The organism is Pseudomonas chlororaphis (assembly GCF_001921865.1).
Classification (GTDB): domain Bacteria; phylum Pseudomonadota; class Gammaproteobacteria; order Pseudomonadales; family Pseudomonadaceae; genus Aquipseudomonas; species Aquipseudomonas chlororaphis_D.
This window is the reverse complement of the sequence record NZ_MSCT01000019.1, coordinates 183,736-204,518: the sequence shown is the minus strand read 5'-3', so window position 1 is coordinate 204,518 and position 20,783 is coordinate 183,736. Positions and strand designations below refer to the sequence as shown.

General features: G+C 60.5%; 15 protein-coding genes. 10 read left to right on the top strand and 5 right to left on the bottom strand.

The window, feature by feature from the left end; genetic code table 11:
• The first annotated feature begins 193 nt into the window (after positions 1-193).
• Together BTN82_RS21050 and BTN82_RS21045 are read left to right on the top strand one after the other, a co-directional pair.
• Positions 194-2,653 (top strand): EAL domain-containing protein, encoded by a 2,460-nt coding sequence (locus BTN82_RS21050; protein WP_075121030.1) that lies wholly within the window; start codon positions 194-196, stop codon positions 2,651-2,653.
• Positions 2,654-2,731: 78 nt separating this feature from the next.
• Complete coding sequence (locus BTN82_RS21045) at positions 2,732-3,484, top strand: TenA family transcriptional regulator (protein WP_410002838.1); 753 nt, start codon at positions 2,732-2,734, stop codon at positions 3,482-3,484.
• A 38-nt stretch (positions 3,485-3,522) separates the two neighbouring features.
• On the opposite strand, the gene BTN82_RS21040 is transcribed toward BTN82_RS21045, so the two are convergent.
• From BTN82_RS21040 to BTN82_RS21020, 5 genes are all read right to left on the bottom strand, one after another.
• Entirely contained in the window at positions 3,523-4,449 is a 927-nt protein-coding gene (locus BTN82_RS21040) for a GGDEF domain-containing protein (protein ID WP_075121371.1), read from the bottom strand.
• Between the two features lie 366 nt (positions 4,450-4,815).
• Positions 4,816-5,556, bottom strand: a complete 741-nt coding sequence (locus BTN82_RS21035) for a YciK family oxidoreductase (RefSeq protein ID WP_075121028.1) — start codon at positions 5,554-5,556, stop codon at positions 4,816-4,818.
• A 38-nt stretch (positions 5,557-5,594) separates the two neighbouring features.
• Positions 5,595-6,266 (bottom strand): N-acetylmuramic acid 6-phosphate phosphatase MupP, encoded by a 672-nt coding sequence (gene mupP / locus BTN82_RS21030; protein ID WP_075121027.1) that lies wholly within the window; start codon positions 6,264-6,266, stop codon positions 5,595-5,597.
• 4 nt (positions 6,267-6,270) lie between these two features.
• On the bottom strand, positions 6,271-6,969 hold the full coding sequence (gene ubiG / locus BTN82_RS21025; protein ID WP_075121026.1) for a bifunctional 2-polyprenyl-6-hydroxyphenol methylase/3-demethylubiquinol 3-O-methyltransferase UbiG: 699 nt from the start codon (positions 6,967-6,969) through the stop codon (positions 6,271-6,273).
• 63 nt (positions 6,970-7,032) lie between these two features.
• Complete coding sequence (locus BTN82_RS21020) at positions 7,033-8,364, bottom strand: TRZ/ATZ family hydrolase (protein WP_075121025.1); 1,332 nt, start codon at positions 8,362-8,364, stop codon at positions 7,033-7,035.
• Positions 8,365-8,472: 108 nt separating this feature from the next.
• Here BTN82_RS21020 and mtnA point away from each other — a divergent pair, with 108 nt between their 5' ends.
• The 8 genes from mtnA (at position 8,473) to rpsA (ending at position 20,678) form a co-directional block, all read left to right on the top strand.
• Positions 8,473-9,549, top strand: coding sequence for an S-methyl-5-thioribose-1-phosphate isomerase (gene mtnA / locus BTN82_RS21015; RefSeq protein ID WP_075121024.1), 1,077 nt, complete (start codon positions 8,473-8,475; stop codon positions 9,547-9,549).
• A 354-nt stretch (positions 9,550-9,903) separates the two neighbouring features.
• The gene (gene gyrA / locus BTN82_RS21010) at positions 9,904-12,573 is read left to right on the top strand and encodes a DNA gyrase subunit A (RefSeq protein WP_075121023.1); all 2,670 of its coding nucleotides are present in this window, start codon (positions 9,904-9,906) and stop codon (positions 12,571-12,573) included.
• A 64-nt stretch (positions 12,574-12,637) separates the two neighbouring features.
• Positions 12,638-13,723, top strand: a complete 1,086-nt coding sequence (gene serC / locus BTN82_RS21005; protein WP_075121370.1) for a 3-phosphoserine/phosphohydroxythreonine transaminase — start codon at positions 12,638-12,640, stop codon at positions 13,721-13,723.
• Entirely contained in the window at positions 13,723-14,817 is a 1,095-nt protein-coding gene (gene pheA / locus BTN82_RS21000) for a prephenate dehydratase (RefSeq protein WP_075121022.1), read from the top strand. Before serC ends, pheA begins: the two co-directional genes overlap by 1 nt.
• A 10-nt stretch (positions 14,818-14,827) precedes the next feature.
• Positions 14,828-15,940, top strand: coding sequence for a histidinol-phosphate transaminase (gene hisC / locus BTN82_RS20995; RefSeq protein ID WP_075121021.1), 1,113 nt, complete (start codon positions 14,828-14,830; stop codon positions 15,938-15,940).
• A 28-nt stretch (positions 15,941-15,968) separates the two neighbouring features.
• Entirely contained in the window at positions 15,969-18,176 is a 2,208-nt protein-coding gene (locus BTN82_RS20990) for a bifunctional prephenate dehydrogenase/3-phosphoshikimate 1-carboxyvinyltransferase (RefSeq protein WP_075121020.1), read from the top strand.
• Positions 18,173-18,862 (top strand): (d)CMP kinase, encoded by a 690-nt coding sequence (gene cmk / locus BTN82_RS20985; protein ID WP_075121019.1) that lies wholly within the window; start codon positions 18,173-18,175, stop codon positions 18,860-18,862. The genes BTN82_RS20990 and cmk overlap by 4 nt, the downstream gene beginning before the upstream one ends.
• Positions 18,863-18,983: 121 nt before the next feature.
• A complete protein-coding gene (gene rpsA / locus BTN82_RS20980) occupies positions 18,984-20,678 on the top strand; it encodes a 30S ribosomal protein S1 (protein ID WP_044464348.1) in 1,695 nt (564 codons plus the stop codon).
• The last annotated feature ends 105 nt before the right edge of the window (positions 20,679-20,783 follow it).

Genomic DNA, 20,783 nt, shown 5'->3' with positions numbered 1-20,783 from the left:
TTTTCTGTGCTTAGTGCTTGAATTCCCTGGGGGAAACCGCTTTCTTGCAGCACGGCGTGGCCGTGTTTCGATGGGCTGGAGGCTTGAGCGTCGCGAGCGGTACGCTCGAAGCCGCGGAAATTAGCCTAGTCTGAGCTGTCAGGAGCGGTACTTTCTCGGGTGTTCATCTGGCAGTGCTTATGCAAGGGACCTCATGAAGCAAAAGCGGACTCTCGGAACGCCACGGCTATTGGGCATTGTCTGGCCATTTATCGCGGTGGTGACGTTTCAAGCGCTGTTGGGTGGCCTCAGCTTGTATGTGCTTTCGGCGGTACGTGGCTACGTGGCGGGGGAAAGCCTGTGGTCCAAGGGCCAGAAGGACGCTATCTACTACCTCAACCTCTACGCCGACAGTCGCGACGAATCGATCTTTCTGAAATACCAGAATGCTATTGCCGTGCCCCAGGGCGGGCATGAGCTGCGGGTGGCCCTGGATCGGCAGCCGCCTGACCTGGAGGCCGCCCGGGCGGGGATTCTCAAAGGCGGCAATCACCCCGACGACAGCGACAGCGTGATCTGGCTGTACCTGAATTTTCGTCATTTCAGCTACCTGGAAAAAGCCATCGACCTGTGGACCGTGGGCGACAGTTACCTGGTGCAACTGGATAACGTGGCCCATGATATGCATCGCGGCATTACCAGCAATCAGGCGACCGATGCCGATATCCAGCGCTGGAAAAACCAGATATTTGCCATCAACGACGGTGTGACGCCCGCGGCCAAGGCGTTCAGCGATGCCTTGGGCGAGGGGTCGCGGGTGATTCTGCGGCTGCTGCTGATCACCAACCTGGCCACCGCGCTGGGGCTGATTGTCCTGGCGTTGTTGCGGACCCATAAGTTGCTGGCGCAGCGTCATGCCTTTGCCAGCGCCCTGCAGCTGGAAAAGGAGCGGGCGCAGATCACCTTGCAGTCCATTGGCGACGGCGTCATCACCACCGATGTGGACGGCGCCATTGCCTATATGAACCCGGCCGCCGAGGAAATGACTCACTGGAAGGCCGAACAGGCCGTGGGGTTGCCGCTGGCCGCGTTGTTCAACCTGCTGGATGAAAATGCCCAGGCCGACGGCTTCACCCTGATCGAGCACATCCTCAGTGGCCAGCTCAGCGGCGGCAGCGAGCACTCGAAGCTGATCCAGCGCCTGGATGGCAGCACGGTGTCGGTGACCCTGGTCGGCGCGCCCATCCAGAACGCTGGTAAAGTCAGCGGTACGGTATTGGTGCTGCATGACATGACCCAGGAACGCCAGTACATCGCCAATCTGTCCTGGCAGGCGACCCACGATGCCTTGACCGGCCTGGCCAACCGCCGCGAGTTCGAGCATCGGCTGGAGCAGGCGCTGCATAACCTGATCCGGCAACCGGGGCGGCATGCGCTGATGTTCCTCGACCTGGACCAGTTCAAACTGGTCAACGATACCTGCGGCCATGCGGCGGGGGACGAATTGCTCCGGCATATCTGCGCCTTGCTCCAGTCGGGCTTGCGCGAGGGGGATACCCTGGCGCGGCTGGGGGGCGACGAATTCGGCATCCTGCTGGAGAACTGTTCGCCGGACGCAGCGGAAAAGATCGCCGAAGGCCTGCGCCAGACTGTGCAGAACCTGCACTTTGTCTGGAAAGGCCGGCCCTTCGTCACCACCGTCAGCATCGGCCTGGTGCATGTGGCACAAACCCCGACCACCCTCGAGGCTTCGCTGCGGGCCGCGGACATGGCCTGCTACATGGCCAAGGAGAAGGGGCGTAATCGGGTGCAGGTCTACCACGCGGACGATTCGGAGTTGTCTCTGCGGTTTGGTGAAATGGCCTGGGTACAGCGCCTGCACATGGCGCTGGAGGAGAACCGTTTCTGTCTGTATGCCCAGGAAATCGCCGCGCTGGGGCATGCCGGACGGCTTGGCGGGCACATCGAAATCCTGCTGCGCCTGCATGACGAGGCCGGGCGGATGATTCTGCCCGACAGTTTCATCCCGGCCGCCGAGCGCTATGGGCTGATGACGTCCCTGGACCGTTGGGTCGTGGAGAATGTGTTCAAGATCATTGCCGAATGCATTCGCGAAGAACGGGAAGGGCCCTTGGCGATGTGCGCGATCAACCTGTCGGGCGCGACCATCGGCGACGAGGCTTTCCTGGGCTTCCTGCGCGAGCAGTTCGGTGTCCATGGCGTTCCGCCGGACATGATTTGTTTTGAAATCACCGAAACCAGCGCCATTTCCAACCTCGGCAGTGCCATTCGCTTCATTAACGAACTCAAGGGCTTGGGGTGTCATTTCTCCCTGGACGACTTTTGCGCGGGAATGTCGTCATTCGCTTATCTCAAACATTTGCCTGTAGACTTCCTGAAGATCGATGGAAGTTTCGTCAAGGATATGCTGGACGACCCAATCAATCGCGCGATGGTCGAGGTGATCAACCATATCGGTCATGTGATGGGCAAACGCACGATTGCCGAGTTTGTCGAAACACCGCAAATTGAACAGGCATTGCTGGAAATCGGCGTGGATTACGCTCAGGGCTACCTGATCGAGCGCCCGCAACTCTTTACCTGTGACAGTCTGCAGTGTCGGCCTTCGCGACCACAGCCTCTGTTATTCAAGGCTCCCGGCACGTTCCGTTGAATCTCTCGCTGATCCGTACCATCACCCTCAAAAGGAGCCCCGACAGTGATCGACGTATTCAACAGAACTGGCCCGCTCATGGACGCCGCCAGTTATCCCGCCTGGGCCCAGCAACTGATCCAGGATTGCAGCGAGAGCAAGCGCCGTGTGGTCGATCACGAACTGTATCAGCGCATGCGTGATAACAAACTCAGCAACAAGACCATGCGCCTGTACCTGATTGGCGGTTGGCCGGTGGTCGAGCAGTTCGCCCTGTACATGGCGCAGAACCTGACCAAGACCCGCTTTGCCCGGCATCCCGGCGAAGACATGGCGCGACGCTGGTTGATGCGCAATATCCGGGTTGAGCTCAACCATGCCGATTACTGGGTGAACTGGAGCCGCGCCCATGGCGTGAGCCTGGAGGACCTGCAAGCGCAGCAGGTCCCGCCGGAGTTGCATGCCTTGAGTCATTGGTGCTGGCATACCAGTTCCGCCGATGCGCTGATCGTGGCGATCGCCGCGACCAACTATGCGATCGAGGGCGCGACGGGCGAGTGGTCGGCGCAGGTCTGTTCCACTGGTGTGTATGCCGCGGCCTTTCCCGAAGAAGAGCGCAAGCGGGCGATGAAGTGGCTGAAAATGCATGCCCAGTACGACGACGCACACCCTTGGGAGGCGCTGGAAATCATCTGTACCCTGGCTGGAATCAACCCGAGCAAAACGTTGCAGGGCGAGCTGCGTCAGGCGATCTGCAAGAGTTATGACTACATGTACCTGTTCCTGGAGCGTTGCATGCAGCAGGAAAAGGCAGTGGTTGCGCGTGAGCGGTTGGCGCTGGCCGAAGGTTGAGGAGTGCCTGAGACGCAGGCCGCTTCAGGGCAACTCGCTCAGCCAGCCATCGCCAGGCGGTTCCGGCCTTCACGCTTGGCCACATACAGCGCGCTGTCCGCGCGGCGTAACAGGCTCTCGGCCGACTCCCCCGGCAGCAGGGTCGAACAACCCAGGCTGACCGTCAGTTCAATCAAGGTGTCATCCGCCCAATACTCCTTGGCCTGCGTGGCTTGGCGCAGCCGTTCTCCCACCATGGCCGCGGCATCGCGGCCGGTGTTGGACAGCAGGATCAGGAACTCCTCGCCGCCAAAACGAAACACCATGTCGACATTGCGCAACTGCGCCTTGATCGCTGCGGCAACGGCCTTGAGCACTTGGTCGCCGGCGCTGTGACCGTGGCTGTCGTTGATTCTCTTGAAGTGGTCGATATCCAGCATCAGCAGTGACAGCGGGTGCAGGTGGCGACGGGCCATGTCAATTTCCCGTTGCAGCGTCTGATCCATGGCGATCCGGTTGCCGGTGTCGGTCAAGGGGTCGCGCAGGGCGCTGCGGGTGGCGGCCCGATAGAGCAGGGCATTGCGCATCGGATACAGCAGGGCAGACAACAGCGACTCCAGATGGCTCTGTTCCTGGTCGCTGAAGCGCTGGTTGCGACGAAACACCAATTCGCCCATGGGTTCGCCTTCGTGGCTCAGGCTGTAGCTGACGGAGTGGTGGCCGCGTTGGCCGAACTCCAGGCGCAGGTCGCTGGGCTTGTGCTGGTAAACCAGGGCATCGAGGGGAACAAGGCGTTGGGTTGCGCGGTAGAACAGGCCGAGTATGCGTTGCGGCTCCAGGCTGGTCTGCAATTGCAGGCTCAATTGCTGGCGCAGTTGGGCGAGGCTCACCGGGCGCTGCAGGAGCGGCGATTGCTGGCCAAAGCCCAGGCGTTGCAATTTGGCGCTGTCGAAGTCAATTGCGTTGGTCTGGGTCGGTGTTTTCATATGGCGTGAGCCCCTGGGCACGTAATGCAGTGTGACTGGCTGGGTGAGGGCGGCTTGGGGCTGCACGTCGTACTGTTCCATCAGTCCCATAGGACGAGAACCAACAGTCTAATCCGCTTTGGGGGCCGTTATAAGCCCCGACTCAATCGCCGCTGAGTTTCGTCAGTACGCTGCGTATCTGAGGGAAATTAGAGCGAAAGTCGTGCCATTTTGTTCATTTGGACAAAATGCTTTTTAATTCATGGGGTTGACTGACGTGACCGGGCGCAGTGAAGTCGCAGGGCGGTATTTGTCTGGCAGTGACGCGGCGCAAGTCGGCCGGAAAGAGGTGCCGCGACGGGATTCCGCCGCGGCCGGGGAAAGGCATTACTGGGCGTCGAAGGCCTGGCCGTTGATCCCGGTGCTGTCCGGGCCCATGAGGTAGAGATAGACCGGCATGATGTCCTCGGGGATTGGGTTGTTGCTCGGGTTTTCCCCCGGATAGGCCTGGGCGCGCATGCTGGTGCGGGTGGCGCCCGGGTTGATGCTGTTGGCGCGCACTGGCGCCACGCCGTCGACTTCGTCGGCCAGGGTTTGCATCAGGCCTTCGGTGGCGAACTTCGAGACGCCGTAGGCTCCCCAATAGGCACGACCCTTGCGGCCAACGCTACTGGAGGTGAACACCACCGAGGCATCCGGGGACAGCTTGAGCAGCGGCAGCAGGGTACTGGTCAACATGAACGTAGCGTTGACGTTGATTTGCATCACCCGCATGAAGTTCTCGCCCGACAGCTGTTCCAGCGGCGTGCGCGGCCCGATGATCGAGGCGTTGTGCAGCAGGCCGTCGAGATGGCCGAACTCGGCCTCGACCATCGCCGCCAATTCGTCGTACTGGTGCGGCAGGGCGGTTTCGAGGTTGAACGGAATTACCACGGGCTGGGGATGGCCGGCGGCTTCGATCTCGTCGTAGACCTGAGTCAGGTTGGCTTCGGTCTTGCCCAGCAGCAATACGGTGGCGCCATGGGCGGCGTAGGTCTTGGCGGCGGCAGCCCCGATGCCGCGTCCGGCGCCGGTGACCAGGATGATCCGGTCCTTGAGCAGTTCGGGGCGGGCGGAATAATCAAACATAGAAACCTCGGGAAATCAGAAGCGAAAGCCTGGGCGGATCAGCAGCCGCACAGCGCATGATCCAGGACCTGGCGCAGTTCCAGCGGGTGGTCGACCACCACGTCGGCGCCCCAGTGCTTGGGGTTGTCATCCGGGTGGATATAGCCGTAGGTCACGGCCGCGGTCTTGGTGCCGGCATCGCGCCCCGATTCGATGTCGCGCAGGTCGTCGCCGACGAACAGCACGCTGGCCGGATCGAGGTCGAGCATCTTGCACGCCAGGATCAACGGCTCCGGATCGGGTTTGCTGTTCTTCACATGGTCCGGGCAGATCAGCAGGGCGGAGCGTTCGGCCAGGCCCAGCTGCTGCATGATCGGCTCGGCAAAACGCACCGGCTTGTTGGTGACCACGCCCCAGATCAGGTTGGCCTTCTCGATATCGGCCAGCAACTCGGCCATGCCATCGAACAGCTTGCTGTGCACGGCGCAATGCTGGAGGTAGCGCTCCAGGAATTCCTGGCGCAGCTCTTCGAAGCCCGGGGATTCGGGGTCCATCGAGAAGGTAACCGCCACCATCGCCCGGGCGCCGCCGGAGATTTCGTCACGGATATGCTTGTCGACGATCGGCGCGAGGCCGCGATCGGCACGCATGGCCTGGCAGATGGCGATGAAGTCCGGCGCGGTGTCGAGCAGGGTGCCGTCCATGTCGAAGAGAACTGCTCTGATACGCATGGGTTTATTCCTCTCGCAGGGTCTGGATCATGTAGTTGACGTCGACGTCGGCGGCCAGCTTGTAGTGCTTGGTCAGCGGGTTGTAGGTCAGGCCGATGATGTCCTTGACGGTCAGGCCGGCTGAGCGGCTCCAGGCTCCCAGTTCGGAAGGGCGGATGAATTTCTTGAAATCATGGGTGCCGCGCGGCAGCAGCTTCATGATGTATTCGGCGCCGATGATGGCGAACAGATAAGCCTTCGGGTTGCGGTTGATGGTGGAGAAGAACACCTGGCCACCGGGCTTGACCATGCGGAAGCAGGCGCGGATCACCGAAGACGGGTCCGGTACGTGCTCGAGCATTTCCAGGCAGGTGACCACGTCGAATTGCTCGGGCATTTCTTCGGCCAGGGCTTCGGCGGTGATCTGCCGGTACTCGACGTTGACCCCGGACTCCAGCTGATGCAACTGAGCCACCGCCAGCGGCGCCTCGCCCATGTCGATACCGGTAACCGTGGCGCCACGTTGCGCCATGGCTTCGCTGAGGATGCCGCCGCCGCAACCGACGTCGAGGACTTTCTTGCCGGCCAGGTTGACGCGTTCGTCAATCCAGTTGACCCGCAGCGGATTGATGTCGTGCAACGGTTTGAACTCGCTTTCGCGGTCCCACCAGCGATGGGCGAGGGCTTCGAATTTGGCGATTTCGGCGTGGTCGACGTTACTCATGGCTGATCCTCTGAATCTGAAAGATTTTGCTGTCGGTCTCGGGCCGGGGCCCGAGGGTTCCTGCTATTCGTGATGGCCACTGATGCGCTGGCCCCAGGCTGTCGCCGTGGCGTGCAACTGTTGTTCGTCCTGGCGCGTCAGGCGCCGGTCGTCGAGCAATTGCTTGCCGGCGACCCAAAGGTGTTTCACGCAATCGCGGCCGGTGGCATATATAAGCTGCGAAACCGGATCGTAGATCGGTTGCTGCGCCAGGCCGGAAAGGTCGAAGGCCACCAGGTCCGCGGCCTTGCCCAGCTCCAGCGAGCCGATCTCGCTGTCCAGGCCCAGGGCCCGCGCGCCATTGAGCGTGGCCATGCGCAGCGCCTGGTGGGCGTTCAGCGCGGTGGCCGAGCCTGCCACGGCCTTGGCCAGCAGGGCGGCGGTGCGGGTTTCGCCGAGCAGGTCCAAGTCGTTGTTGCTGGCGGCCCCGTCGGTCCCCACCGCAACATTGACGCCGGCCTGCCACAGCCGTTCCACCGGGCAGAAGCCACTGGCCAGTTTCAGGTTCGACTCCGGGCAATGAATGACGCTGCTGTTGGTTTCTACCAGCAAAGCCAGGTCATCATCGCTGATTTGGGTCATGTGTACGGCCTGGAAGCGCGGTCCGAGCAGGCCCAATCGCGCCAGGCGGGCCAGGGGGCGTTCGCCGTGTCGGGCTTCGGCCTGTTGCACCTCGAAGGCGGTTTCATGGACATGCATATGGATCGAGGCATCGAGCTCTTCGGCGATTACCCGGACTTTCTCCAGGTTTTCGTCGCTGACCGTGTAGGGCGCGTGGGGGCCGAAAGTGATCTTGATGCGCGGATGGTGCTTGAGGTCGCCGAACAGCTCTACGCCCTGGCGGATGGCTTCGTCGGCATTGCTGGCGCCCGGAATCGGAAAGTCGAGGATCGGAATGGCGATCTGTGCCCGAATGCCGCTGTTGTGCACCCGCTCGCTGGCAACCTTCGGGAAGAAGTACATGTCGGAGAAGCAGGTGATGCCGCCTTTGAGCTGTTCGGCGATCGCCAGGTCGGTACCATCGCGGACGAAGGCTTCATCGACCCATTTGGCTTCGGCGGGCCAGATATGCTTTTCCAGCCAGGTCATCAGCGGCAGGTCGTCGGCCAGGCCGCGGAACAGGGTCATCGCCGCATGGCCGTGGGCGTTGATCAGCCCGGGGCTGAGCAGCATGCCGGGCAATTCGCGGACCTCGGCGACCTGTAGCTTCAAGGCGTCGGCGCGCGGGCCGATGAAGGCGATGCGTCCGTCGCGGATGCCCAGGCCATGCTCTCTGAGCACCACGCCGGCTGGTTCCACAGGCACCAGCCAGCTCGGCAGCAGGAGTAAGTCGAGGGCCACGACAGGGTTCGGCATCGAAGATCGGTTCCAGGGCGTTTGTGGAGGATGGCGAAGTATACCCGAGCGCCTTCGCCGGGGGATCGCTATAATCGGCGGCTTTTGTTCATGAGTGCGGGGTGAGGGATGCGCGATCGACTGCTGGCTGCGGAGAAGGTGAAGGCCATCGATTGGCGGGATGACGCCCTGTATCTGCTCGATCAGCGCATTTTACCGTCCGAAGAAAACTGGATCGCCTATACCAGCGCGGCCGGCATCGCAGAGGCCATTCGCGAAATGGTCGTGCGTGGTGCGCCGGCGATCGGCATCAGCGCCGCTTACGCCGTGGTCCTGGCGGCACGCGCGCGTTTTGCCGCCGGTGGCGATTGGCAGGCGGCGATGGAAGAGGATTTCGCACTGCTCGCCGATTCGCGTCCGACCGCGGTCAATCTGTTCTGGGCGCTGAACCGCATGCGTGAGCGTCTGGAACGCTTGCGTGAGCACGCCGATCCGCTGGCGGCACTGGAGGCCGAAGCCCTGGCCATTCATGAAAGCGATCGCGAAGCCAATCTGACCATGGCGCAGTTGGGCGTCGACCTGATTCGCCGGCATCAGGGCAACGCCCAGGCCATTCTCACCCACGGCAATACCGGTGCCCTGGCGACCGGTGGTTTCGGCACGGCCCTGGGGGTGATTCGCGGGGCCTTTATCGAGGGGATGGTCGAGCGGGTATATGTCAACGAGACCCGTCCCTGGCTGCAAGGCTCGCGGCTGACCGCCTGGGAACTGGCCAGCGAGGGTATTCCAGTGACATTGAATGCCGATTCCGCTGCCGCGCACATCATGAAGACCAAGGGTGTGACCTGGGTGGTCGTCGGGGCTGACCGCATTACCGCCAATGGCGATGTGGCGAGCAAGATCGGCACTTACCAGTTGGCGGTCAATGCCATGCATCATGGCGTGCGCTTCATGGTGGTCGCACCCAGCTCGTCCATCGACATGGCCCTGGCCGGGGGCGAAGACATCCTGCTCGAAGAGCGCGACGGCAAGGAACTGCTCGAGTTTGGCGGCAAGCAGGTAGGTGCAGGTGTGGAGGCCTATAATCCGGTCTTCGACGTCACTCCGGCGGACTTGATCGATGCCATCGTCACCGAGAAAGGCATAGTCGAGCGTCCCGATACCGCGAAACTGGCCCAATTGATGTGCCGCAAGCGCCTGCATTGAAGCCGTTTCGCAGGAAGTGTTGCTGACGGTTGCCGCGGGGCGGCTGTCAGTCCGGAAAAAATCCGCATTTGCGAGCGAAAACCGCCTCTGAGCTTCTCTCGTCTCTTATCAGCCTGTCACTGGTCAACTAACTATGCTCCATGCGCGTCTGGGGGATAGGTGCGTGGCGGCGATTGTGATAACATCCGGCGGTTTCCAAGGTGGTCCGAAGTGGCTGCCTTCACTGCGCAAATCCATGGCTTAACTTGTTGATTTGTCGTAAGTCGGTGCATGGCACTAGGCCTGCAGCGGCGAGCTTCGTTCGTCCCATATGGATGTGACGAAGTTTCACCAGAAAAAGGAATCAGGCTTCTCATGGGCGAACTGGCCAAAGAAATCCTCCCGGTCAATATCGAAGACGAGCTGAAACAGTCCTATCTCGACTACGCGATGAGCGTAATCGTCGGGCGGGCACTGCCTGATGCGCGCGATGGCTTGAAGCCCGTGCACCGGCGTGTGCTGTACGCGATGAGCGAGCTCGGTAACGACTGGAACAAGCCGTACAAGAAATCTGCCCGTGTTGTCGGTGACGTGATCGGTAAGTATCACCCGCACGGTGATACCGCGGTGTACGACACCATCGTTCGTATGGCCCAGCCATTCTCCCTGCGCTACCTGTTGGTAGACGGCCAGGGTAACTTCGGTTCGGTCGACGGCGACAACGCGGCGGCCATGCGATACACCGAAGTGCGCATGACCAAGCTGGCGCACGAGCTGCTGGCCGACCTGCACAAGGAAACCGTGGACTGGGTGCCGAACTACGACGGCACCGAGCTGATCCCCGCGGTCATGCCGACCAAGATCCCCAACCTGCTGGTCAACGGTTCCAGCGGTATCGCCGTGGGCATGGCGACCAACATTCCGCCGCACAACCTCGGCGAAGTCATCGACGGTTGCCTGGCGCTGATCGACAATCCCGAGCTGACTGTCGACGAACTGATGCAGTACATCCCCGGTCCGGACTTCCCGACCGCTGCGATCATCAACGGGCGTGAAGGCATCATCGAGGCCTACCGTACTGGTCGCGGTCGTATCTACATGCGTGCCCGCTCGATCATCGAGGACATCGACAAGGTCGGCGGCCGTCAGCAGATCGTCATCACCGAGCTGCCTTACCAGCTGAACAAGGCGCGTCTGATCGAGAAGATCGCCGAGCTGGTCAAGGAGAAGAAGCTCGAAGGCATCACCGAGCTGCGCGACGAGTCCGACAAGGACGGTATGCGCGTAGTGATCGAGCTGCGTCGTGGCGAAGTGCCAGAGGTGATCCTCAACAACCTCTACGCCCAGACCCAGCTGCAGAGCGTGTTCGGTATCAACATTGTTGCGCTGATCGATGGTCGCCCGCGGATCCTCAACCTGAAGGATCTGCTGGAAGCTTTCGTCCGCCACCGCCGCGAAGTGGTGACCCGGCGTACCGTATTCGAGCTGCGTAAGGCTCGTGAACGCGGCCATATCCTCGAAGGCCAGGCTGTAGCCCTGTCGAACATCGACCCGGTCATTGCCCTGATCAAGGCTTCGCCGACCCCGTCGGAAGCCAAGGAAGCGCTGGTCAGCACACCTTGGGAATCCAGCGCGGTGATGACCATGGTCGAGCGCGCCGGCGCCGATTCTTGCCGTCCGGAGAATCTCGATCCGCAATACGGCCTGCGCGACGGCAAGTACTTCCTGTCGCCAGAGCAGGCACAAGCCATTCTGGAGTTGCGCCTGCACCGCCTGACTGGTCTCGAGCACGAAAAACTGCTGGCCGAGTACCAAGAGATCCTCAACCAGATCGGCGAGCTGATCCGCATCCTCAACAGCGCCACGCGCCTGATGGAAGTGATTCGCGAAGAACTGGAAGTCATTCGTGCCGAATATGGCGATGTGCGTCGCACCGAGATCCTCGATGCCCGTCTCGACCTGACCCTGGGCGACATGATTCCGGAAGAAGAGCGCGTCGTGACCATTTCCCACGGTGGTTATGCCAAGACCCAGCCGCTGGCTGCGTACCAGGCCCAGCGCCGTGGCGGTAAAGGCAAGTCGGCGACCGGCGTCAAGGATGAGGATTACATCGCTCACCTGCTGGTGGCCAACAGCCATACCACGTTGTTGCTGTTCTCCAGCAAAGGCAAGGTCTACTGGCTGAAAACCTACGAGATTCCAGAAGCTTCCCGTGCTGCCCGCGGTCGCCCGCTGGTCAACCTGCTGCCGCTGGACGAGGGTGAGTACATCACCACCATGCTGCCGGTCGAGGAGTACACCGAAGGTCACTACATCTTCATGGCCACCGCCAACGGTACCGTGAAGAAGACGCCGCTGGAATCCTTCAGCCGTCAGCGCAGCGTCGGTCTGATCGCGTTGGAGCTGGACGAGGGCGATGTATTGATTTCCGCGGCGATCACCGATGGCGAGCGCGAAGTCATGCTGTTCTCCGATGGCGGCAAGGTGACTCGCTTCAAGGAATCCGATGTTCGTGCCATGGGCCGTACTGCCCGCGGTGTGCGCGGCATGCGTCTGCCGGAAGGGCAGAAGCTGATCTCCATGCTGATTCCGGAGGAAGGCAGCCAGATCCTTACCGCCTCGGCGCGTGGTTATGGCAAGCGTACGGCAATCACCGAGTTCCCTGAGTACAAGCGTGGCGGCCAAGGCGTTATCGCCATGGTCAGCAACGATCGTAACGGCCGATTGGTCGGAGCGGTCCAGGTGCTCGACGGCGAGGAAATCATGCTGATTTCCGACCAGGGCACCCTGGTGCGTACCCGGGTCGACGAAGTTTCCAGCCTGGGTCGTAACACCCAGGGCGTGACCCTGATCAAGCTGGCCAGCGACGAAACGCTGGTAGGCCTCGAGCGGGTGCAGGAGCCATCCGAAGTCGAAGGTGATGAGTTCGAAGGCGAAGAAGGCGAGGTGCTCGAGGGCGTCGTGCTGGATGCGCTGGATGATTCGGACGACGCCGTCGAGAACCAGCAGGCTGACGCCGCAGGCGAAGAAGAGTCGCAAGACTAAATAAATCGTAGCAGGGCAGAGTGTTTGCTCTGTCCGCTACCGTGAATGCATAGCGAGAGTGGATGTGAGCAAACGAGCCTATAACTTCTGCGCAGGTCCCGCTGCGCTACCTGAAGCTGTCCTGTTGCGCGCCCAGACCGAATTGCTGGACTGGCATGGCAAGGGTTTGTCGGTCATGGAAATGAGCCATCGCAGCGATGAGTTCGTGTCCATTGCCACCAAGGCCGAGCAGGATCTGCGTGATCTGCTGAATATCCCCTCGAACTATAAAGTGCTGTTTTTGCAAGGCGGCGCCAGCCAGCAGTTTGCTCAGATTCCACTGAACCTGCTGCCGGAAAATGGCACTGCCGACTATATCGACACCGGTATCTGGTCGCAGAAGGCTATTGAAGAAGCGTCGCGCTACGGTCATGTCAATGTGGCTGCTACCGCCAAACCCTACGATTACTTCGCCATCCCCGGTCAGAACGAATGGCAGTTGTCGAAAGATGCCGCCTACGTGCATTACGCGCCGAACGAAACCATCGGCGGTCTGGAGTTCCAGTGGATTCCGGAAACCGGTGATGTTCCGCTGGTGGCCGACATGTCTTCCGACATCCTTTCGCGCCCTGTGGATATCTCGCGTTTCGGCATGATCTATGCCGGCGCGCAGAAAAACATCGGTCCGAGCGGCATCCTGGTCAATATCGTTCGCGAGGACCTGCTGGGTCGCGCGCGTTCGCTGTGCCCGACCATGCTCGACTACAAGGTCGCGGCGGACAACGGCTCGATGTACAACACGCCGCCGACCCTCGCCTGGTACCTGTCCGGACTGGTGTTCGAATGGCTCAAGGAGCAGGGAGGGGTGGAAACCATCGCCAAACTCAATGAGACCAAGCAGCGCACCCTGTATGACTTCATCGATGCGAGTGGCCTGTACAGCAACCCGATCAACAAGTCGGACCGCTCGTGGATGAACGTACCGTTCCGTCTGGCCGACGATCGTTTGGACAAGCCGTTCCTGGTTGGTGCCGAAGCGCGCGGTCTATTGAACCTCAAGGGCCACCGTTCGGTAGGCGGCATGCGTGCCTCCATCTACAACGCCGTCGATATCCACGCGGTGAACGCCCTGGTGGCCTACATGGCAGAGTTCGAGAAGGAACATGGCTAATGTCTGAGCAAGAACTCAAGGCGCTGCGTTTGCGCATCGATGCCCTGGACGAGAAAGTCCTGGCGTTGATCAGCGAACGCGCGCGCTGCGCCCAGGAAGTCGCGCGAGTAAAGATGGCCTCGCTGGCCGAAGGTGAAGTGCCGGTGTTCTATCGTCCTGAGCGGGAGGCTCAGGTGCTCAAGCGAGTGATGGAGCGCAACCAGGGGCCGCTGGGCAACGAGGAGATGGCGCGGCTGTTCCGTGAAATCATGTCGTCTTGCCTGGCGCTCGAGCAGCCGTTGAAAGTGGCCTATCTCGGCCCGGAAGGCACCTTTACCCAGGCCGCGGCCATGAAGCACTTCGGTCATGCGGTGATCAGCAAGCCGATGGCGGCCATCGACGAGGTGTTCCGCGAGGTGGCGGCGGGCGCGGTGAACTTTGGCGTGGTGCCTGTGGAAAACTCCACTGAGGGCGCGGTGAACCACACCCTCGACAGTTTCCTGGAGCACGACATGGTGATCTGCGGCGAGGTCGAGCTGCGTATCCACCACCATCTGCTGGTCGGCGAAAATACCAAGACCGACAGCATCAGTCGCATTTACTCCCATGCCCAGTCCCTGGCGCAGTGCCGCAAATGGCTGGACGCCCATTATCCGAATGTCGAGCGCGTGGCGGTTTCCAGCAACGCCGAAGCGGCCAAGCGGGTCAAGGGCGAGTGGAACTCGGCGGCCATCGCCGGCGACATGGCGGCGGGCTTGTACGGCCTGACTCGTCTGGCCGAGAAAATCGAGGATCGTCCGGACAACTCCACGCGATTCCTGATGATCGGCAGCCAGGAAGTGCCACCGACCGGTGACGACAAGACCTCGATCATTGTTTCCATGAGCAACAAGCCCGGTGCCCTGCATGAGCTGTTGGTGCCTTTCCATGACAACGGCATCGACCTGACGCGCATCGAAACTAGGCCTTCGCGCAGCGGCAAGTGGACCTATGTGTTCTTCATCGACTTCATCGGCCATCACCGCGATCCGTTGATCAAGGGCGTGCTGGAAAAGATCAGTCAGGAAGCAGTGGCACTCAAGGTGCTGGGTTCCTACCCGAAAGCGGTTCTCTGAGGCTTTAACAATGAGTGGCGACTTCCTCGCTCTGGCGCAGCCGGGCGTGCAACAACTTTCGCCTTACGTTCCGGGCAAGCCTGTGGACGAACTGGCGCGCGAGCTGGACATCGATCCGGCGAAAATCGTCAAGCTGGCGAGCAATGAAAACCCGTTGGGTGCAAGCCCCAAGGCTTTGGCGGCGATTCGCGAAGAGCTGGTTGAGCTGACCCGTTATCCGGATGGCAATGGTTTTGCGCTCAAGACTCTGCTGGCCGAGCGCTGTGGCGTCGAGCTGGCACAGGTCACCTTGGGCAACGGCTCCAACGACATTCTCGAGCTGGTCGCTCGTGCCTATCTGGCGCCGGGTCTGAATGCGGTGTTCAGCGAACACGCCTTTGCGGTCTATCCGATCGTTACCCAGGCCGTGGGTGCCGAAGCCCAGGTGATTCCGGCCAAGGACTGGGGGCATGACCTGCCGGCCATGTTGCAGGCCATCAACGCTGATACCCGGGTGGTCTTCATTGCCAACCCGAACAACCCGACCGGTACCTGGTTCAGTGCTGAGGCGCTGGACGAGTTCCTCCAGGATGTACCGGCGCATGTGCTGGTGGTGCTGGACGAGGCTTACATCGAATATGCCGAGGGCAGCGATCTGCCGGACGGCTTGGATTTCCTGGCGGCGTATCCGAACCTGCTGGTGTCGCGGACCTTTTCCAAGGCTTATGGCTTGGCGGCGCTGCGTGTGGGGTATGGTTTGTCGACTCCGACCGTGGCTGATGTGCTCAATCGCGTTCGCCAGCCGTTCAACGTCAACAGCCTGGCCCTGGCGGCGGCCTGTGCGGCCCTGCAGGATGATGAATACCTGGCTGAGAGTCGTCGTCTGAACGAGGCGGGCATGCAGCAGTTGGAATCTGGTTTCCGTGAACTGGGTCTGGCTTGGATTCCTTCGCGGGGCAACTTCATTGCCGTGGATGTCGGGCGGGTTGCCGCGCCGGTGTTCCAGGGTTTGTTGCGCGAAGGGGTGATCGTGCGTCCGGTGGCCAACTACGGCATGCCGAACCATTTGCGCGTGACCATTGGCCTGCCGGCTGAAAACACCCGTTTCCTTGAGGCTCTGGCCAAGGTTCTGGCCCGTGGTTGATGTCATTCCAGTGCAATCTGCGGCACCTATGATCGGTCGCCTGGTGGTGGTCGGTCTGGGGTTGATCGGCGGCTCCTTTGCCAAGGGGCTGCGTGAAAGTGGCGCATGCCGCGAAGTGGTCGGCGTGGATCTTGACCCGCAATCACGCAAGCTGGCTGTTGAGCTGGGTGTGGTGGATCGCTGCGAGGAAGACCTGGCGCTGGCGTGCCGGGGAGCCGATGTCATTCAGTTGGCGGTGCCGATTCTGGCCATGGAAAAGCTGCTGGCGATCCTGGCGGGCATGGATCTGGGGCAGGTGATTCTGACTGACGTTGGCAGTGCCAAGGGCAACGTGGTACGAGCCGCGACCGAGGCTTTTGGCGGGATGCCGCCACGCTTCGTTCCGGGCCATCCAATCGCCGGCTCCGAGCAGAGTGGCGTTGAGGCCTCCAATGGTCAGTTGTTTCGTCGCCATAAGGTGATCCTGACGCCGCTGGAGCAGACCGATTCGGCGGCGCTGGCGCTGGTCGACAGGCTTTGGCGTGAACTGGGGGCTGATGTCGAGCACATGCAGGTCGAGCGTCACGATGAGGTGCTGGCAGCCACCAGCCATCTGCCGCATCTGCTGGCTTTCGGCCTGGTCGATTCGTTGGCCAAGCGCAGTGAAAATCTGGATATCTTCCGTTACGCTGCGGGCGGTTTCCGTGATTTCACAAGAATCGCCGGCAGCGACCCGGTCATGTGGCATGACATCTTTCTCGCCAATCGTGAAGCTGTCCTGCGCACACTCGATACATTTCGCAATGACCTCGACGCCTTGCGCGACGCGGTCGATGCAGGGGATGGGCATCAGTTGTTGGGCGTGTTCACGCGCGCCCGGGTTGCTCGCGAGCATTTCAGTAAAATCCTGGCCCGCCGGGCCTATGTGGACGCTATGAACTCCAATAATCTGATTTTCCTGGCAAATCCTGGTGGCCGCCTGACTGGGCGGATTCGTGTACCAGGCGACAAGTCGATTTCTCACCGTTCGATCATGCTCGGCTCCCTGGCCGAAGGTACGACCGAGGTCGAAGGTTTCCTCGAGGGCGAAGATGCCCTGGCAACGTTGCAGGCATTCCGCGACATGGGCGTGGTGATCGAAGGTCCACATCATGGTCGCGTGACCATCCACGGTGTCGGCCTGCATGGCTTGAAGCCGGCTCCGGGACCGATCTATCTGGGCAACTCCGGTACCTCGATGCGGTTGTTGTCCGGCCTGCTGGCCGCGCAGAGCTTCGACAGCGTGCTGACGGGCGATGCTTCGTTGTCCAAGCGTCCGATGAATCGCGTAGCCAATCCACTGCGTGAGATGGGCGCGGTCATTGAAACCGCCGCGGAAGGGCGTCCGCCGATGACCATTCGTGGTGGTAGCAAGCTCAAGGGCCTGACTTACACCATGCCGATGGCTAGCGCCCAGGTTAAGTCCTGTCTGCTGTTGGCCGGCTTGTACGCCGAGGGTAAAACCACGGTGACCGAGCCTGCGCCAACCCGTGATCACACTGAACGCATGCTGCGTGGTTTCGGTTACCCGGTGACGGTCGAAGGCGCCACGGCCTCGGTCGAATCTGGCGGTAAGCTGAAGGCAACCCATATTGAAGTGCCTGCGGATATTTCCTCCGCAGCCTTTTTCCTGGTGGCTGCATCCATCGCCGAAGGTTCCGAGTTGGTGCTCGAGCACGTTGGCATCAACCCGACTCGTACCGGGGTTATCGATATCCTGCGTCTGATGGGAGCCGATATCAGCCTGGAAAACCAGCGCGAAGTCGGTGGCGAGCCTGTGGCGGACCTGCGTGTTCGTGCGGCGAAGCTCAAGGGGATCGAGATTCCGGAAGAGCTGGTTCCGCTGGCGATCGATGAGTTCCCGGTGTTGTTCGTTGCTGCGGCCTGTGCCGAAGGGCGCACCGTGCTGCGTGGCGCCGAAGAGCTGCGGGTCAAGGAGTCCGATCGCATCCAGGTGATGGCGGACGGTTTGCTGGCCCTGGGCGTCAAGTGTGAGCCGACTCCGGACGGTATCATCATCGATGGCAGCCAGATCGGCGGCGGCGAAGTCCACGGGCACGGTGACCATCGTATCGCCATGGCCTTCAGTGTGGCATCGCTGCGCGCCAATGCGCCGATCCGCATCCATGATTGCGCCAATGTGGCCACGTCCTTCCCGAACTTCCTCGCGTTGTGCGCGCAGGTTGGCATTCGCGTAGCGCAAGAGGCTCAGTCGTGAACATCAAGGCGCCAGTCATCACCATCGATGGGCCGAGCGGTTCGGGCAAGGGCACTATTGCTGGCATTCTCGCCAAGCGCCTGGGGTGGTGCCTGCTGGATTCCGGTGCTTTGTACCGCCTATTGGCTTTTGCTGCGCGCAATCATGGGGTCGACCTGACCAACGAGGAGTCGCTAAAGCTGTTGGCGGCGCATCTGGATGTGCAGTTCGTCGGTGCGACCGAAGGTCACCCGCAACGCATCATTCTTGAAGGCGACGACGTTACGGATGATCTGCGCAACGAGCAGGTCGGCGCCTGGGCCTCCCAGGTCGCGGCGCTGCCGGCAGTGCGTGATGCGCTGTTGCAGCGTCAGCGGGCGTTTCAGGAGCCACCAGGGCTGGTAGCCGATGGGCGTGATATGGGAACCGTGGTGTTTCCCGATGCACCTCTGAAGATATTCCTCACTGCAAGTGCCGAAGAGCGCGCGCGCCGCCGCTACTTGCAGTTGAAGGGAAAAGTCGATGGTGTTAGTCTGTCGAGTCTGCTAGATGAGATTCGTGCGCGCGATGAGCGTGACACCCAGCGAGCAGTCGCCCCGCTCAAGCCGGCGGTTGACGCTATACAGCTGGATTCCACGGAGCTGTCCATCGAGCAGGTGTTGGAACGCATCTTGAGCGAAATCGCCCTTCGCGATATCGCCGGATGACCAAGGAAGAGCGCAGGGGACCAGTCATAGTCCTGCGGTCTTTCTTTTATATGAACGTAACCCACATTGTCTGGGATGTGGCAGATGGGCGTATTCTTCGCCCTTATCAACAGGAATTAAAATGAGCGAAAGCTTTGCGGAACTCTTTGAAGAAAGCCTAAAAACCCTGAACCTTCAGGCAGGCTCCATCATCACCGGTGTTATCGTCGACATCGACTACCAAGCGCGTTGGGTAACCGTTCACGCTGGTCTGAAATCTGAAGCGCTTATCCCGCTTGAGCAGTTCTACAACGATGCTGGCGACCTGTCCATCAATGTTGGTGATGAAGTTCACGTTGCTCTGGATTCGGTTGAAGACGGCTTTGGTGAAACCAAGCTCTCCCGTGAAAAAGCCAAGCGCGCTGAATGCTGGATCGTTCTGGAAGCAGCCTTCGCAGCTGAAGAAGTGGTCAAGGGCGTTATCAACGGTAAGGTTAAAGGCGGCTTCACTGTCGACGTTAACGGCATCCGTGCGTTCCTGCCAGGTTCTCTGGTTGACGTCCGTCCAGTGCGCGATACCACGCACCTGGAAGGCAAAGAGCTCGAGTTTAAAGTCATCAAACTCGACCAGAAGCGCAACAACGTTGTCGTTTCCCGTCGCAGCGTCCTCGAAGCCGAGAACTCCGCCGAGCGCGAAGCTCTGCTGGAATCCCTGCAGGAAGGTCAGCAAGTCAAAGGTATCGTCAAAAACCTCACCGATTACGGCGCATTCGTCGATCTGGGTGGCGTCGATGGCCTGCTGCACATTACCGACATGGCTTGGAAACGCATCAAGCATCCTTCCGAAATCGTCAATGTTGGCGACGAGATCGATGTCAAGGTTCTGAAGTACGATCGCGAGCGCAATCGTGTTTCCCTGGGCCTGAAGCAACTGGGCGAAGATCCATGGGTTGCTATCAAAGCCCGTTACCCAGAAAGCACTCGCGTTACCGCTCGCGTAACCAACCTGACCGACTACGGCTGCTTTGCTGAGCTGGAAGAAGGCGTTGAAGGTCTGGTGCACGTTTCGGAAATGGACTGGACCAACAAGAACATCCACCCTTCGAAAGTCGTACAAGTCGGCGACGAAGTGGAAGTTATGGTTCTGGACATCGACGAAGAGCGTCGTCGTATTTCCCTGGGCATCAAACAGTGCAAATCTAACCCTTGGGAAGATTTCTCTGGCCAGTTCAACAAAGGTGACAAAATCTCCGGCACCATCAAGTCGATCACCGATTTCGGTATCTTCATTGGTCTGGACGGTGGCATCGACGGCCTGGTTCACCTGTCCGACATCTCCTGGAACGAAGTGGGCGAAGAAGCCGTTCGCCGCTTCAAGAAGGGCGATGAGCTGGACACCGTTATCCTGTCGGTTGACCCAGAGCGTGAGCGTATCTCCCTGGGTATCAAGCAACTGGAAAGCGATCCGTTCTCCGAGTACGTTCAAGAGAACGACAAAGGCGCAATCGTTAAGGGTGTTGTAAAAGAAGTTGACGCTAAAGGCGCCATCATCACCCTGGCCAACGATATCGAAGCGACTCTGAAAGCCTCCGAAATCAGCCGTGACCGCATCGAAGATGCTCGTAACGTCCTGAAAGAAGGCGAAGAAGTAGAAGCCAAGATCATCAGCGTTGACCGCAAGAGCCGGGTAATCCAGCTCTCGATCAAGTCGAAAGACGTTGAAGACGAGAAAGAAGCTATCCAGAGCCTGCGCGACAAGCCAGCTGCTTCGGATATCGCTGCTGGTCCTACCACTTTGGGCGACCTGCTGCGTGCACAAATGGAAAAGCAGAACTAAGTTCTGTCGGACCATGAAAAAAGGGCGACTCCGGTCGCCCTTTTTTGTGCCCGCAATTTGGGGTTTGGCCTGTATCCATCAAGAGGGGGAAACCAACAAGGCCAG

Bases quoted from the DNA above. Each gene is read 5' to 3' on its own strand.
- BTN82_RS21045 (WP_410002838.1), top strand. From the start codon at position 2,732: ATGGACGCCGCCAGTTATCCCGCCTGGGCCCAGCAACTGATCCAGGAT.
- gyrA (WP_075121023.1), top strand. From the start codon at position 9,904: ATGGGCGAACTGGCCAAAGAAATCCTCCCGGTCAATATCGAAGACGAG.
- mtnA (WP_075121024.1), top strand. From the start codon at position 8,473: ATGCGCGATCGACTGCTGGCTGCGGAGAAGGTGAAGGCCATCGATTGG.
- BTN82_RS21050 (WP_075121030.1), top strand. From the start codon at position 194: ATGAAGCAAAAGCGGACTCTCGGAACGCCACGGCTATTGGGCATTGTC.
- ubiG (WP_075121026.1), bottom strand. From the start codon at position 6,969: ATGAGTAACGTCGACCACGCCGAAATCGCCAAATTCGAAGCCCTCGCC.
- BTN82_RS20990 (WP_075121020.1), top strand. From the start codon at position 15,969: ATGATCGGTCGCCTGGTGGTGGTCGGTCTGGGGTTGATCGGCGGCTCC.
- BTN82_RS21040 (WP_075121371.1), bottom strand. From the start codon at position 4,449: ATGAAAACACCGACCCAGACCAACGCAATTGACTTCGACAGCGCCAAA.
- hisC (WP_075121021.1), top strand. From the start codon at position 14,828: ATGAGTGGCGACTTCCTCGCTCTGGCGCAGCCGGGCGTGCAACAACTT.
- pheA (WP_075121022.1), top strand. From the start codon at position 13,723: ATGTCTGAGCAAGAACTCAAGGCGCTGCGTTTGCGCATCGATGCCCTG.
- rpsA (WP_044464348.1), top strand. From the start codon at position 18,984: ATGAGCGAAAGCTTTGCGGAACTCTTTGAAGAAAGCCTAAAAACCCTG.
- BTN82_RS21020 (WP_075121025.1), bottom strand. From the start codon at position 8,364: ATGCCGAACCCTGTCGTGGCCCTCGACTTACTCCTGCTGCCGAGCTGG.
- mupP (WP_075121027.1), bottom strand. From the start codon at position 6,266: ATGCGTATCAGAGCAGTTCTCTTCGACATGGACGGCACCCTGCTCGAC.
- BTN82_RS21035 (WP_075121028.1), bottom strand. From the start codon at position 5,556: ATGTTTGATTATTCCGCCCGCCCCGAACTGCTCAAGGACCGGATCATC.